This is a genomic window from Bdellovibrio sp. HM001 (assembly GCF_055397275.1).
Genome location: NZ_AP029174.1, coordinates 3,279,707 through 3,293,324, shown reverse-complemented (window position 1 = coordinate 3,293,324; position 13,618 = coordinate 3,279,707). Strand labels below are relative to the sequence as shown.

The 13,618-nt window shown below is 50.9% G+C and carries 14 protein-coding genes; 6 read left to right on the top strand and 8 right to left on the bottom strand.

What is annotated here, in order from left to right:
* The 3 genes from ACZ5ZZ_RS15455 to ACZ5ZZ_RS15445 all read left to right on the top strand — a co-directional run bounded on the left by ACZ5ZZ_RS15455 (position 1) and on the right by ACZ5ZZ_RS15445 (position 2,260).
* Entirely contained in the window at positions 1–900 is a 900-nt protein-coding gene (locus ACZ5ZZ_RS15455; RefSeq protein ID WP_464135220.1) for a 1,4-dihydroxy-2-naphthoyl-CoA synthase, read from the top strand.
* A 190-nt stretch (positions 901–1,090) separates the two neighbouring features.
* The gene (locus ACZ5ZZ_RS15450; protein WP_464140168.1) at positions 1,091–1,996 is read left to right on the top strand and encodes a hypothetical protein; all 906 of its coding nucleotides are present in this window, start codon (positions 1,091–1,093) and stop codon (positions 1,994–1,996) included.
* 72 nt (positions 1,997–2,068) lie between these two features.
* Positions 2,069–2,260, top strand: a complete 192-nt coding sequence (locus ACZ5ZZ_RS15445; RefSeq protein ID WP_464132175.1) for a hypothetical protein — start codon at positions 2,069–2,071, stop codon at positions 2,258–2,260.
* A 54-nt stretch (positions 2,261–2,314) separates the two neighbouring features.
* Here the strand turns inward: ACZ5ZZ_RS15445 and ubiE are convergent, their stop codons facing one another.
* Together ubiE and aroF are read right to left on the bottom strand one after the other, a co-directional pair.
* Entirely contained in the window at positions 2,315–3,031 is a 717-nt protein-coding gene (gene ubiE / locus ACZ5ZZ_RS15440; RefSeq protein WP_464132174.1) for a bifunctional demethylmenaquinone methyltransferase/2-methoxy-6-polyprenyl-1,4-benzoquinol methylase UbiE, read from the bottom strand.
* Entirely contained in the window at positions 3,021–3,854 is an 834-nt protein-coding gene (gene aroF / locus ACZ5ZZ_RS15435) for a 3-deoxy-7-phosphoheptulonate synthase (protein WP_464118630.1), read from the bottom strand. The genes ubiE and aroF overlap by 11 nt, the downstream gene beginning before the upstream one ends.
* 314 nt (positions 3,855–4,168) lie before the next feature.
* Here aroF and ACZ5ZZ_RS15430 point away from each other — a divergent pair, with 314 nt between their 5' ends.
* Genes ACZ5ZZ_RS15430 through ACZ5ZZ_RS15420 form a run of 3 tightly spaced genes read left to right on the top strand, consistent with a single transcriptional unit; the run spans position 4,169 to position 7,343 of the window.
* Complete coding sequence (locus tag ACZ5ZZ_RS15430; RefSeq protein WP_464118629.1) at positions 4,169–5,011, top strand: chorismate-binding protein; 843 nt, start codon at positions 4,169–4,171, stop codon at positions 5,009–5,011.
* On the top strand, positions 5,008–6,588 hold the full coding sequence (gene menD, locus ACZ5ZZ_RS15425) for a 2-succinyl-5-enolpyruvyl-6-hydroxy-3-cyclohexene-1-carboxylic-acid synthase (RefSeq protein ID WP_464140166.1): 1,581 nt from the start codon (positions 5,008–5,010) through the stop codon (positions 6,586–6,588). Before ACZ5ZZ_RS15430 ends, menD begins: the two co-directional genes overlap by 4 nt.
* Positions 6,576–7,343 carry an alpha/beta fold hydrolase gene (locus tag ACZ5ZZ_RS15420; protein ID WP_464118627.1) on the top strand — a complete coding sequence of 256 codons (768 nt, stop codon included), beginning with the start codon at positions 6,576–6,578 and terminating at the stop codon, positions 7,341–7,343. Before menD ends, ACZ5ZZ_RS15420 begins: the two co-directional genes overlap by 13 nt.
* On the opposite strand, the gene ACZ5ZZ_RS15415 is transcribed toward ACZ5ZZ_RS15420, so the two are convergent.
* The 6 genes from ACZ5ZZ_RS15415 to add form a co-directional block, all read right to left on the bottom strand.
* The gene (locus ACZ5ZZ_RS15415) at positions 7,323–8,165 is read right to left on the bottom strand and encodes a S1 family peptidase (protein WP_464140164.1); all 843 of its coding nucleotides are present in this window, start codon (positions 8,163–8,165) and stop codon (positions 7,323–7,325) included. The two genes, ACZ5ZZ_RS15420 and ACZ5ZZ_RS15415, sit on opposite strands and share 21 nt — an antisense overlap.
* 94 nt (positions 8,166–8,259) lie before the next feature.
* Entirely contained in the window at positions 8,260–9,036 is a 777-nt protein-coding gene (locus tag ACZ5ZZ_RS15410) for a S1 family peptidase (RefSeq protein WP_464140162.1), read from the bottom strand.
* A gap of 177 nt (positions 9,037–9,213) precedes the next feature.
* Complete coding sequence (gene pip / locus ACZ5ZZ_RS15405; RefSeq protein WP_464140160.1) at positions 9,214–10,161, bottom strand: prolyl aminopeptidase; 948 nt, start codon at positions 10,159–10,161, stop codon at positions 9,214–9,216.
* A 108-nt stretch (positions 10,162–10,269) separates the two neighbouring features.
* On the bottom strand, positions 10,270–12,009 hold the full coding sequence (gene ggt, locus ACZ5ZZ_RS15400) for a gamma-glutamyltransferase (RefSeq protein ID WP_464140158.1): 1,740 nt from the start codon (positions 12,007–12,009) through the stop codon (positions 10,270–10,272).
* Positions 12,009–12,587 carry a DUF6624 domain-containing protein gene (locus tag ACZ5ZZ_RS15395; RefSeq protein WP_464118622.1) on the bottom strand — a complete coding sequence of 193 codons (579 nt, stop codon included), beginning with the start codon at positions 12,585–12,587 and terminating at the stop codon, positions 12,009–12,011. Before ACZ5ZZ_RS15395 ends, ggt begins: the two co-directional genes overlap by 1 nt.
* Positions 12,584–13,609 carry an adenosine deaminase gene (gene add / locus ACZ5ZZ_RS15390; RefSeq protein WP_464140157.1) on the bottom strand — a complete coding sequence of 342 codons (1,026 nt, stop codon included), beginning with the start codon at positions 13,607–13,609 and terminating at the stop codon, positions 12,584–12,586. Before add ends, ACZ5ZZ_RS15395 begins: the two co-directional genes overlap by 4 nt.
* Between the last annotated feature and the right edge of the window lie 9 nt (positions 13,610–13,618).

Sequence of the window (13,618 nt, the reverse complement as noted above, 5' to 3'; positions counted from 1 at the left end):
ATGGTTTCAGATATTTTCAATCCCGAATGGTGGACAGAAGTCCCTGGTTTTAAGTTCCAAGATATCACTTATCACCGCGCTAAAGATCAGGGGACTGTGCGTATTGCCTTCAATCGTCCTGAAGTTCGTAATGCCTTCCGCCCGCAAACGGTGGACGAGCTTTACACGGCTCTTGAGCACGCACGCATCACGGCGGACGTGGGTGTGGTTTTGATTACAGGTAACGGACCTTCACCGAAAGATGGTGGTTGGGCGTTCTGTTCCGGTGGTGATCAGCGCATTCGTGGTAAAGACGGTTACAAGTACGAAGAAAAAGAAGCGCAAGGAAAAATGGATCTGGCTCGTCTGGGGCGTTTGCACATTCTGGAAGTTCAGCGCTTGATTCGTTTCATGCCTAAAGTGGTTATGGCCGTGGTTCCTGGTTGGGCTGTGGGTGGTGGTCATTCTTTGCATGTCGTGTGCGATATGACGATCGCCAGTCAGGAACATGCCATCTTCAAACAAACAGATCCAGACGTGGCCAGCTTCGACAGTGGTTACGGTTCTGCGTATCTGGCTCGCATGGTGGGGCAAAAGCGTGCGCGTGAAATCTTCTTCCTGGGACGCAACTATTCTGCCCAAGAAGCCTTCGATATGGGCATGGTGAATGCGGTGGTTCCGCACAAGGATCTGGAAAAGGTCGCATTGGAATGGGCTTATGAAATGAACTCCAAAAGTCCGACGGCGATGCGCATGTTGAAGTATGGTTTCAATATGATTGATGACGGCTTGGTCGGTCAGCAGCTCTTTGCGGGCGAGGCGACTCGTCTGGCTTACGGGACGGAAGAAGCTGTGGAGGGGCGTAATTCCTTCGTGGAAAAGCGTCCGAAGGACTTCTCCAAGTTCCCTTGGCACTACTAGATTCAGCAATAACAGAATATACGCTTCGAAAAAGGAGGACAGATATCCTCCTTTTTTTGTTCACAGGAACTTCGTCGAGCTTCATGTCACTCAACTAGACCTTATTTGAGATTTTCTTGAATACGAGGGTTGCTATTAATTCTTGTAATCTGTGTTTGATCACAAAACAAAAATGGCAAGGAGCCACAAAATGAAATCTACAGGGATGAAGATTCTATTCTCAGCATTGGTACTCACACTCGCAGCCTGCTCCGGCGGTGGCGGCGGAGGCGGAGGCGGCAGCAACAGCGGCGATGTTGCGAATGATTCTCCGACAATCACAAATCCTCCAACAGCAGCTAAAGGCACGCCTGAGGAGATGACGGCTTTGGTTCAGGCTGTCGGGGGCGGAACTCCAGATGCAGTTATTGAAGATCTTTTCAGTGTTTTTGGCTCGGTGCCTAAGAACTTTGCAAAAGGCAAGGCTGAGCCAATGGACCCGTGCGTGTCCGAAGATGGTGCTGACAGTCCAGATGCTGATGAGGATGGTTTCCCGAAGTACTATCGTTTTAAATCCACGAACTGTCAGGAAACCTTTGAATATGAAGGACAAAGCTTCACCCAAACTTATAGTGATGATTTGATCATCAAAGATGAAGATGATGAAAATGAAGATTCTAATGCTTCGTTGACATCCACAGGGAGCAGATCCTGGAAAAATGCTGTAAGTAAGGCGGAGGTCGCTGCTGATTATAGTGCGGCATCTTTGGTGTATGTTGGGGCATCTGGTTTGCTGAAGCTAAACTATAAAACGGGTGGCTATGACAGCATGACGACGCCAGAGCAACCGCAAGGGTACATGGCACTTTGGTTGTCAGTTCAGTTTGGCCCAGCTCCGTTGATCAATATCGGAGCAAGTGTTACGGGTTTTGTTCAGTTCTATGTCCAAAATTCGGGCATGGTGACAGTGACAGTTACCTCTGAGCCTGATTATCTCTTGAATGAGACTTCTCGCTGTCTAGAAGGTGGAAAACTAGTTCTTAAGTATGCCGATGGTTCCAATGTTTTGGAAGAACCTCTAGCGCAGCCAATCTGCTTGGATGCATTTAGCAAGTAGAGCTGGTCTTAAGTAACATCCAGTGTTTGAAAACATCTGCCTCTATTAGGCTCGCAGAGAGACAATAGAGGCATGAAATTCGTTCTCTTCTTCGTATTGCTGGCGGCTGTAGGCTTGGCATTCTGGGGATGCCCGACGAAGAAGTATATCCCGGACCCAACGCCTCCACAGCCTCAGGTCATGCGTTATGATGAGATACTAAGACAAAACGGTCAGGCCCCTCATGTGGGGCCACGGCTGGATCAGCGACGAATGTTGGCATAAAAAAAGACTCCCTGCGGAGTCTTTTTTATTTTCTCAAATGTCTTTATCAAAGAACTACTTCACAGTGCCTTTGTAGATGTAGGCAATTCCACCAGTCAAAGAGATGTATTCCATATCAGAATAAGCACCGCTTTCTTTCATCAGCTCCAGGAAACCTTCTTTGCACGGGAAGGCTGCAGAGGATTTTTGCAGATACTCGTAAGCTTCCTTCTGACCCGTTACCAGGCCGCCAATTTTAGGCAGAATGTTCTGGGAGTAGAAGTTGTAAAGCGCCCCGAAAACAGGAACGCTGACCTGGCCGAACTCCAAGACCATGACCTTACCACCAGGGCGAGTCACGCGGGCCATTTCTTTGAGTGCTTTCACCGGGTCACCGACGTTGCGGATACCAAAAGAGATGCTGCAAATATCAAAGCTATTATCCGCGTACTGAAGTTGCGTCACATCGGCTTGTTCAAACTTGATGTCCAGACCACGTTCTTGCGCTTTACCCGGTGCTGGAATCATCATCTCAGGGCAGAAGTCTGTGCCGATCACAGCCCCGGTTCCCACCGTCTTCTTGAACTCAATTGCCAGGTCACCCGTGCCAGTCGCACAGTCCAAAACCTGTTGGCCAGCTTTGGCGCCGCTGTATTTGACCAGTTTTTTTCTCCACAAGTGGTGAATCCCCATGGAAAGGACATTGTTGCCCTTGTCATAGTTCGCCGCCACTTTTGAAAACATAGAGCGGATGATTTCAGGATTTGGAGAGTGCTTTTGATTAGTGTGCATGAGCGGTCACCTTGTGAAGAGGGCGGTCAATCGCAGTCAGGATCTTATCCAGTTTGCGCATCATCATCTGGAAGTCATTCAAAGTCAGGGCCTGCATGCCGTCGGAAAGAGCTTCCTCGGGGCGCGGGTGAACTTCCACGATGATACCGTCAGCGCCGACAGCGGCCGCCGCGTAAGCCAGATCCGGAACCAGGGCGCGGATGCCCACGGCATGGGACGGATCGACGATCACGGGAAGGTTGGTGTTTCTTTTCGCAAACGCCACGGCATTTAGATCCAAAGTGTTGCGAGTGGCAGTTTCAAAAGTGCGAATGCCACGCTCACACAAAATCACGTTCTGGTTTCCGCCATTGGTGATGTATTCAGCGGCTTTGATCCATTCTTCGATGTAAGCAGCCAGGCCACGCTTCAAAAGCACAGGCTTTTTCTGGCGACCCAGTTCCTTCAGAAGTTCGTAGTTCTGCATGCTGCGCGAACCCACCTGGAAACATTCAACCAGGTCATAGATTTCTTCGATCTGTCTGACGTCGGTGACTTCAGACACCAAGCTCATGTTCAGCTCTTTGCAAACGGATTTCACGATGTCGAAGGATCCGGAACCCAGGCCTTGGAAGGCTTTGGAAGAGGTGCGCATTTTCCAGATACCACCACGAAGCAAGTGCGCGCCTGCGGCTTTAACTCCGGAAGCAGTTTCCAGGAATTGGGCATGACTCTCGATGGAGCATGGGCCGGCGATCACAGTGAATTGAGGACCCCCGATAGAAAAACCGCCAACATTGACGATTTGGGTTGAGGGACTTGTTTGCATAGTTAGCGTTTCCATAATACGAACTTCTTCTCACCCTGGTTAACGTTTTAACAACTTGAAAGTCGTAAAAAGAGGGTCCTTTTGTGGAACGGCAGAATAGCATAACGCTGGAAGGCATTACAAACTTTTTGGAGGCAGGGGCCCTCTTGCGACATAGAAACCAATGGATTCTCATTGAAGGCCCATTCAGAGCGGCAAAGAGCCCGGATAGTGTCGAAATTTCAGTGTTTTGCCCCGATTTCTATGACCTGAACAGGCCCGCGTTGTGGCACGGAAAGGCCGTCCATAGGCTGTCTTCAGCAGAATTACGCCAGATTTGTGAGGAGTACTTGGCTCAAGGGCCCTCTATTGCGGAGTCCTTAGCGAAGGCCGCGTGGGCGGAACCGCGTAAGGAGGATTTTGCCGAAGCCTTGCGTGTCATTCAGAGCAAAATTCAAAAAAATGAAATTCAAAAAGCAGTCCCTGCAGTCTTTGCGCGCACAACGCAGACAGTGGCAGCGCGCGACCGGGCCGAGATGATTTTGCAACTTCTTCAGGCGCCACAGACCTTGTATGTCTATGGATTCTGGCAACAGGGCGAAGGACTGTTGGGAGCGACACCAGAAGTTCTTTTCGACTATTCGCAGGGTGTACTGAAGACCATGGCCTTGGCAGGGACCTGTCCCAAAAGCGAAAGCACCGAGCGGGAGTCTCTTCTTAAAGATCCCAAGGAAATGCAAGAGCATCAGCTGGTGGTGGAAGATATCGCCAGACTTCTGGGGCAGTGGGGCGAGGTGCAGGCGCAGGGGCCTCACATTCTGGAGCTGCCGATTCTGTATCATCTAAAAACCGACATTCAGGTTCAGTGTCAGACGCGCCCTGACTTTGTGGCTTTGGCAAAAAGTCTGCACCCGACACCGGCGCTGGGTGTGGCTCCGCGTTCTCAAGGCTACTTGTGGATGCAAGATCTTCCGGGGCAGGAGGGGCGACGCTATTTCGGGGGGCCTTTTGCATTTATGAATGCGGAGGAGGCTCTGTGTCTTGTTGCGATTCGCAATTTGCAGTGGAGCAAAGACTCTGCGATGATTGGTTCCGGCTGCGGTGTTGTGGCAGCCAGCGAATTGGAAAGAGAATGGCGGGAACTTTATCAAAAGCGCCTGTCAGTAAAAAAAGTATTGGGGCTTGAAGTATGACAAACATGGAACTGGCAGCAAAAGTCATTCAGGAACTGGTTCACACCGGAGTGAGAGAATTCATTCTGTGTGCCGGAGCCCGCAACAGCCCCATGGTTCACATTCTGGATGAATGTAAAAATCTGAAGGTGTACTCGTTCTTTGAAGAACGTTCGGCTGGATTCTTCGCTTTGGGTCGTATTGCCAGCACTCGACGTCCGGTGGCGGTGATCACCACTTCCGGAACAGCGGTGGCAGAACTTTTGCCGGCAGCGGTGGAAGGCACTTATTCCTCGTTGCCATTGATTCTGGTGACGGCAGACCGCCCGAAGCATTATCGCGGCTCGGGTGCGCCTCAGACGATTGAGCAGGTGGGTATTTTCTCTTACTACAATGAAGTGGCCTTGGATCTGGACAGTGAAAACTCGCACTTGTCGTTTAAGTCCCTGTCCTGGAAAAAGCCGATTCATGTGAATGTGAGTTTTGAAGAGCCTCTGATCGACGGTCCGGTGCCGACAATTCATATTCCCAGCGTTTCAGAAAGAACCAAGCTGCCGGCTCAGATTCCGCTGGGCACGTTAAAGGAAATGGAAGACTTCATCAACTCCCACAAGCCATTGGTGATTGTGGGGATTCTGCCGGAAAAAGCCTACGGCACGGTGCTGGAGTTTTTAAAGCAGTACAAGGCGCCGGTTTACTGCGAAGGTATTTCCAGTTTGCGCGGCCATCCGGACATCAAGGATGTTGAGATCCGCTCGGGCGAAAAAATGATTCATCGTATTCTGGGGATGGGGGTTTGTGATTCCATCCTGCGCATCGGCGGGGTGCCGACGGCGCGTGTGTGGCGTGATCTGGAAAGCAAGTACAAAAATCTACCGGTTTTCTCTGTCAGCTTTAATCACTACACAGGTCTGAGCCGTCCGGCGCAGCATTGCAACTCGTTGGATCTGCTCAGTCAGGTGGAATTCAATTATCCTCACCATGAAAATGTAAAAATCAATATCGAGGATTCTGCGCGGGCCTTGCAGATTCGCCAGCTGCTGGAAAAATATCCTGACTCAGAACAAGGGCAGATCTACGCGCTTTCAAAACGTATGAAGGGGGCTTCGGTTTATCTGGGGAACTCGCTTCCGATTCGGGAATGGGACTCCAGTTCGTCGCACGATTTCCCTCCGGCGCGTGTGGCGGCCAATCGCGGCGCCAATGGTATTGACGGGCAGATTTCCACCTTCCTGGGCTGGGCTCATCCAGAGCTTGAAAACTGGTGTCTTGTTGGAGATTTAACCGCGCTGTATGATTTATCGTCACTTTGGGCAACTTCCCAGTTGGATGCGAAAAAACTGCGTATCGTGGTCATCAACAATGGAGGAGGCCAAATCTTCCATCGCATGTTTAAGAAAGAGATTTTCATAAACAAACACCAGATTTCGTTCGATTCATGGGCAAAGATGTGGAACTGGTCCTATCAGAAGTGGCATACTATTCCAGACGAGGCTGTGACGTTGGACTTTGCAGATCACCAGATCATTGAGCTCTGTCCGAACTGGGAGCACACCCAAGAATTCTGGAAGGAGTACGACTCGTTGTGGAAAGAGTGAATCTCTTTTTTCTTCATGGCTTCTTAGGAAGACCGACGGACTGGGCGCAGGTAAAAGCGCACCTTCCGCAAGTTGAAGGACTGCGCATTTATACGCCTGATTATTTTAAAGAACTGTCTTTGGGGCCCAGCAATTCATTTGAAAGCTGGGCAGAGAACTTCGTTAAACTGGTTGAAACCCACGGATCTGCGGCGGAAAGAAACATTGTCGTGGGCTATTCCCTGGGGGGACGCCTGGCTTTGCATGCTCTGGAAAAGAAGCCCGCCCTGTTTTATAAAGTCGTATTGATATCGACCAATCCCGGCTTCAATGATGTTCATGAAGCTTTCGACCCTATCTCTGAAGAACGTCGTCAGCGCTGGATGAATGATTCCTATTGGGCGGAGGAATTTCTAAAAGCCCCGTGGGACATGGTGCTGCGTAACTGGAATGCGCAGCCTGTATTCGGTGGTGGGGAGGCCGAACCCCTGCGTCTGGAGAAAGACTATTCCCGGGAAACGTTAAGCCTGGCGCTGACCCAGTGGTCCCTGGCTCAACAAAAGAACATGCGTGGTCTGTTGGCCAAGCAGACGCAGAAACTGATCTGGCTGGTCGGTGAACGGGATGAAAAGTTTGTGGAAATGTCCAAGCGTATCGAGGATGAGGTGGCCGGCTTCCAGTTTGAAGTGATTCCGTCCTCATCCCATCGTGTTTTGTTCGACAGCCCCAAGGATCTGGGCGAACGAATTCGGCAGTTAGTTCAAAAGCTTCTTTGATTCCGTGTCGATCCAGGTGCGGAAAGTTTTAACGTTCATATAAATCGACTTCTCTTTGCAGACATCCTTGTTTTGGATGTACTGATTGCGTTCGTCGGCCTTCACTTCGTCAGGAACTGTCCAGGACACAGCAGAGGCTACACCCACGACATAGTCCTTGCCTTGATATCGCATCAACGCCGGACCACCGGAATCACCACTGCAGATGCCCTTGCCGATTTTTTGATCGATGTAAAATTGAGTTTCATCCTGACTGAACTGCTGGATGGCCAGGTCCACATGACGAAGCTGGCCCGAGCCCTGTGTGTCCGTCGGAGTGCTGCGTTTGCCGGAGATGCGCCCATAACCAGCCGCCGTGAAAACCTGCCCCTTGCGAATCGGGAAAGAGGCGTCGGCCAGTTCTACGGGGCGATAGTTTGAAGGGGCGGACTCTTTCATCAAGATCAGTCCCAGGTCGTTACGATCTTTGGAGTTTTGTTTTTTGTATTTATCGTGTGTGGCGGTTTTATAAGCCTGGCGCAGAACATAGTTGCCGGTCAGCGGATTGATCCCAAAAGCCAAAGACAGGTCTGAAGCATTTGCTCCCACGCAATGAGCTGCTGTCAGGATCAGATTTCTTTTGATCAGAGTGCCTGTGCAATAGGTCTTTGTCGGGTTGTCATAGATCAATACGACATAATTGGAAACGGTGTCATTTTTGGTGGTGTTCGCACCACCGACAATAGCGCTGTCATTAGGGACAGGCGAAAAACTGTCCTGAGGTTCCGCACAGGCAGACAATGTTAAAACGATCAAAGAGCCAACGTACAACTTCGCTTTCATAGTCCCTCGGTCAAATAGGCCCATGAAATAACAAAAGGGCTGCTTTTTGAGTAGCAGCCCTTGGCGATTGTGAAAAAATTAGATGCTTATTTTATTAAAGAGCTTGCTCCGGATTGACCAGGGATTTGGACAGTTTGGTGGCCATACGGTTGATCCAGATCTTGTAGTACAACGTGCTGGTAAAGGCGGAGAACTGCGAACAGTCGTTGTTTTCGTCTTTCACTCCGCGGCTGGTGACACCCATCAGGTACAGCTCACCCTTGATTTCAACGTAGGCAGGACCACCCGAATCACCGTGGCAGGCACCAGTGCCCTTGGTTTGGTCAACAAGGAACTCTGAAGTGCTGTAATTCAAGTTACTGATGGTGACTTTGGTAGATCGCAGACGGCCTACACCCTCACCCGTGACGCCGTCAGAAATGCCATACCCTGCAACTGTGATTTCCATGCCTGCTTTTAAGTTGCGTTTGTTTGGCAAGAATTTAACAGGCTTGTATCCAGCAGGCACCGTCCCGGTGAAGTGAATCATGGCGATATCGCCCGTGTCGAATTCTTCATTCTGGCGATTTTCCCAGTAAGGGGAGAACTCAACTTTATCCACCTGGCGACGCTCGCTCAGGGCATTGATTTCTGTACCGAAGAAGACATACATGTCTTCAGTGAAGTAGCCGACACAGTGAGCGGCGGTCAGAACGATGTTGTTTGGAAGCAAAGACCCTGTGCAGATTTCGCCTTCGAAGGCGTCGTAAACAGCGACGATGCTGTTTTGAATCTTGTCGGTGGCTTGAACTTCGGTGCCGCCGATGATTCCGTCTCCATTTGTGATAACGCTGGAATTGTTCGCTTGAGGTGAGCAGGCTGTGAGAGCCAAGCTTGTTAGGATCCCCGAAATTAGCAACTTATTCAGCTTCACTAAAATCCCCCCGGATTGCGATCTACAAATACTGTAGTTCGTGGGCTGAATAAACCCCATTTTGGCACCACATGACAAGATGATAATACTAATGAGAAACATAAGGGGGACTTATCCCCCTTAGGCTTGAAAGACTTACAGGTTTTTGAAGCTGTCGGTGGCTTCAATCAAAGCTGAACGAGTTCCGGGCTCGGCCGCCGCATGGCCTGAGTCAGGAATGATTGTAAATTTTGCCTCCGGCCAGGCCTTATGAAGCTCCCACGCAGAGGTGGCCGGGCAGACCACATCGTAACGGCCTTGAACAATGACCCCGGGGATATGGCGGATTTTATCCACGTTTTCCAGGATCCAGTTATTGGTTGTGAAGAAGGCGTTATTGGTAAAGTAATGGCATTCGATACGAGCAAAGCTCAAGGCATATTCCGGATCATCGAATTCATCCACGGCTTCAGGGTCCACGATCAGGCGGGAGGTGGCGGCTTCCCACTTGCTCCACGCCTTGGCCGCTTCCAGGCGGATGTCGGCATTTTCGTGGGTCAGGCGTTTGTAGTAAGCTGCAACCAGATCATGGCGTTCGTTCTGCGGAATGGGCTTGAGGTATTCATCCCACACATCCGGGAAGATGTTGGAAGCACCCTCTTGATAGAACCATTTGATTTCAGAAGGACGGCACAGGAAGATTCCGCGCAGAACCAGGGCTTTTACGCGGTCAGTGTGAGTGATTGCATAAGTCAGTGCCAGGGTTGAACCCCAGCTCCCGCCGAAGACCACCCATTTGTCGATCTTCAACATCTCGCGAATGGTTTCAATGTCTTTCACTAGGTCCCACGTGGAATTTTCACGCAGTTCTGCGCAAGGAGTGGACTGACCGCTGCCACGCTGGTCGAACAAAATTATTCGGTAGGCCTTTGGATCAAAGAAACGCCGGTGATCCGGCGCAACGCCGCCACCTGGTCCCCCGTGCAGAAAGACGACGGGTTTTCCCTGGGGGTTGCCGCATTCTTCCCAGTAAAGGGTGTGGATATCAGAAACTTTCAGCATGCCTTTGTTGTAAGGCTCGATGGCTGGATAAAATTCGCGCATATTAACCTCGCTGTGAGAGACAAAAAGCCTCTCGCAGATTAGTCTTTAAGTCAAAATGCGCGGAGCCGAAAAGAAGGGGTTGAGAATCAACCCCGATCCAGAGGGAGCTTATTTGGCAATACTGGTGCCGATATCGCGGGGATCAGCCACGCCGTGCAATTTGTCGCCTTCCTTGGTCACGGCCATCACGTTGCATGGAATAGGTTCCACGCGAACGTCATAGCCCATGTCCTTCAGTTCTTTCAGCACTTCAGGTCTTGGTCCTGGAGGATCGATGAACAGCACATCGGGTTGCCATTGCTGGTGATAGCGAACCATCGCGACAGAGTCATAAAGTGGAAGTTTGAACTCCACATAATTCAGGATGGTCTGGGCCACGCAACTGATGATGCGAGTCCCGCCGGGAGCTCCTACAGCCATCACGGGCTTATTATTTTCCAGCAAGATCGTCGGTGACATGCTGCTGAGGGGAGTTTTGCGGGGTGCGATGGCGTTGGGTTTGCCACCGATGGCGCCGAACAAGTTGGAGGCTCCGACTTGAGCGGCGAAATCATCCATTTCGTTGTTGAGCACAATCCCGGTCCCTGGCGCGACAATGGCGGCTCCCATCCAGCCGTTGATGGTTTGCGTGGAAGCCACGGCATTGCCCTGATTGTCGATCAAGGACATATGAGTGGTGTCAGCGGATTCATATTTCAGAGGATCGCCACCATACACTTCCGAAGCTTTGCGGGCGCGTTTATCTTCAAACTGGGAACGGCGTTGTTTGAGATAATCCTGCGACAGCAAGCCTTCCACCGGGACGTGGCCGAAGTCAGGATCACCCAGATAAACGGCACGATCTGCAAATGCAGACTGCAGGGCTGAAGCCGCCAAATGAATGGACTTGGTGGAAAGGGGACCGGCTTTGGCCAAAGAATCCTCCTCGAGCAAATCCAGGAACTGAATCACATGCACACCGCCGGAACTTGGAGGTGGCATGGAGATCACCTCAAACTTGCCGACTTTGCCTTCAACGGGTTTTCTGAATTTAACCTCGTAGGTGTCGAAATCTTTCTGGGTCAGCAGTCCCTTTCTTTGTTTGGAAAGTTTCAGGATGGAGTTTGCAACAGGGCCTTTGTAGAAACCGTCTTTGCCTTTTTCGGCAATGAGTCTGAGTGTCTTTGCCAGATCCTTTTGCACAAGTTTTGTGCCGATCGGGGGAACTTTTCCGTCCTTGGTCAGGAAAATGGCTTTGGCGGCGGGATCCTTGGCAAGAACGTCCGCGCGGTCCATCAGGGCACGGTGAAACTCAGGATAAATATCAAAACCGTTTTCAGCCAGCTCAATAGCTGGTTGCATGATGGTTTTCAAAGGTAAAGAGCCGAATCTTTTGTGAATCTCCAAAAGACCTGCCACCATTCCTGGAACAGCGACAGCCAGGATGCCATCTTGGGAAAGTTTGGAATCCGCTTTGCCGTCTTTTCCGATGTACATGTTCTGTGTGGCTTTTAGTGGGGCGCGTTCGCGGAAGTCGATGGCATAGGTGTCTCCGGTTTTTGCTTCATGGAACATCATGAAACCGCCACCGCCGATGCCTGTGGATTGCGGGCGCTCAACTGAAACAGTGAATGATGCCGCCACGGTCGCATCGATGATATTCCCGCCCAGATTAAACATTTTCTCTGCCGCCTGGCTGGAGTATCGCCCTTGGGTGGAAATGGCGAACTGGGTGCCGAAGGCCTCCGCCGTGGCGCGGTCGGGACGCTCTTGAGAGGTGCGAATGACCTGGTTTTGAATTGGTTTCGTGCTTTGACAACTGAGAGTCAAAACAGAAAGTGACAGCACGAGCAGCTTTGTTGTTTTCATCAGGCTTTCCTCCAACCTGTTTTATGAGTCCATTCAATGAATTCTTTGTGTCGTTTCATGGGATCGGGTGGGTGATAGTCGCCGTCCATGGGCGTGATCACCAGAGTTTCCAAAGGCGAAAGACCCATCTCGGCTCGGCGGGTGTTAAGAAGTTCTTCGTCCTCTACATCCGTAACGCGCAGGATTCCGTTTTCGTCCCAGTCGGCATTGGTGCCATAGATCTGTTTTCGGCCTTCGTAAAACCGAATGCGATCTATCATAAAGGCCACGTAGGACTTGGGAACTTGGCCGGCCTTTGCAAGATCGGTCAACACCGGTTCCTGTGCGCGCATGAATTCCGGCCAACTGATCGCATGCAGAATTATTCTTAAGGCCGCAGTGCAGGCCTCTTCACCCACCAGTGGAATTGTCGGGAAGCCATTTTTTTCGATCAATTCCTGCAGGCGGTGGGCATTGCGCAGATGAATCTTTTCCATCTGCGGGTGATAGCCGTGAAAAAGCTCGCCCGTACTGGCCAGGACTTCCCGCACGGCTTCGTCTTCTCGGATCAGATGAAGAATTTCTTCTGCATAGGTCATCCGAAGAACTCCGCCATCAGACGATTTTTTTCTTGTTCCGGGAAGAAGCTGGCGTCAAAGGCGATTTGATTGCAGCGATGGAAATCAGCCGCCGTGAATCCATGCACGCGGTGAAGAACCTCATAGTCATCACTCAGGCAGGTGGCAAAGACACCTGGGTCATCCGAGTTGATCGTCACCAAAACCCCGGCATTCATCAGCTGGCGAATCGGATGGGCCTCATAAGTGGGGAAGGACTGGGTCAGGTAGTTGCTGATCGGGCAGACTTCTAACGGGATACGACGGTCCTTCACAAACTCGAGCACAGAGGGGTTGTTGATGATTTGAATCCCGTGGCCGATGCGTTCCGCCCCGAGAATCTCGATACTGTCGCGAACCCAGGACGCGGACTGTGGCTGTGGGGTTTCGCCCGAATGAACCGTGATACGCAGGCCTGCTTTTTTGGCTTTTTGAAAAAGGGGCGCAAATGTTTTCGGGTCAAAGCCCTCTTCATTGTCCGCCAGATCCAGAGCCAAAAAGCTGTCCTTGTTGTCGATGGCGAAATCCACGACCTTTTCCGCGATCTCATAAGATTTGATCCTTTGAATGATGCAAATCAGTCCGATAAGCATAGGGAACTGCCTGCGTGCTTTATCGATGCCTTTTAGCAACGAGCGGTGGATTTTCTCAAAAGTCAGGGATTTGTGCCCGTCAGCAATAAAAGTCGGCGCATAACGCAACTCCAAAAGGCGCACGCCGTCGTTAAAAGCGTCTTCACAGGCCTCGTAGGCAACTCGGGTCAGGATCTCTTCACTGGCCAGCACCTTTTGGGCGTTCATGAATTTATTCAGCACAGACCCCAGATCTTTCATGGGGCCTGTGATCAAAAACTGATCCTTTTGTCCCTGTGAAGTGGGGGCTAAGGGAATTCCCACCTGGGGGGCCAGTTCCAAGATGGTGCTCCAACGCACTGAGCAGTCTAAATGACGATGCAGATCCACCTTCAGGATGTCGCGAATATTGTGAGAATAAAGCCTTTCCATTTGATGTTC

Coding starts and splice junctions, on each gene's coding strand:
- pip (WP_464140160.1), bottom strand. CDS start 10,161: ATGCGCGAATTTTATCCAGCCATCGAGCCTTACAACAAAGGCATGCTG.
- menD (WP_464140166.1), top strand. CDS start 5,008: ATGACAAACATGGAACTGGCAGCAAAAGTCATTCAGGAACTGGTTCAC.
- ACZ5ZZ_RS15445 (WP_464132175.1), top strand. CDS start 2,069: ATGAAATTCGTTCTCTTCTTCGTATTGCTGGCGGCTGTAGGCTTGGCA.
- ACZ5ZZ_RS15450 (WP_464140168.1), top strand. CDS start 1,091: ATGAAATCTACAGGGATGAAGATTCTATTCTCAGCATTGGTACTCACA.
- ACZ5ZZ_RS15455 (WP_464135220.1), top strand. CDS start 1: ATGGTTTCAGATATTTTCAATCCCGAATGGTGGACAGAAGTCCCTGGT.
- aroF (WP_464118630.1), bottom strand. CDS start 3,854: ATGGAAACGCTAACTATGCAAACAAGTCCCTCAACCCAAATCGTCAAT.
- ACZ5ZZ_RS15395 (WP_464118622.1), bottom strand. CDS start 12,587: ATGACCTATGCAGAAGAAATTCTTCATCTGATCCGAGAAGACGAAGCC.
- ACZ5ZZ_RS15415 (WP_464140164.1), bottom strand. CDS start 8,165: ATGAAAGCGAAGTTGTACGTTGGCTCTTTGATCGTTTTAACATTGTCT.
- ggt (WP_464140158.1), bottom strand. CDS start 12,009: ATGAAAACAACAAAGCTGCTCGTGCTGTCACTTTCTGTTTTGACTCTC.
- ubiE (WP_464132174.1), bottom strand. CDS start 3,031: ATGCACACTAATCAAAAGCACTCTCCAAATCCTGAAATCATCCGCTCT.
- add (WP_464140157.1), bottom strand. CDS start 13,609: ATGGAAAGGCTTTATTCTCACAATATTCGCGACATCCTGAAGGTGGAT.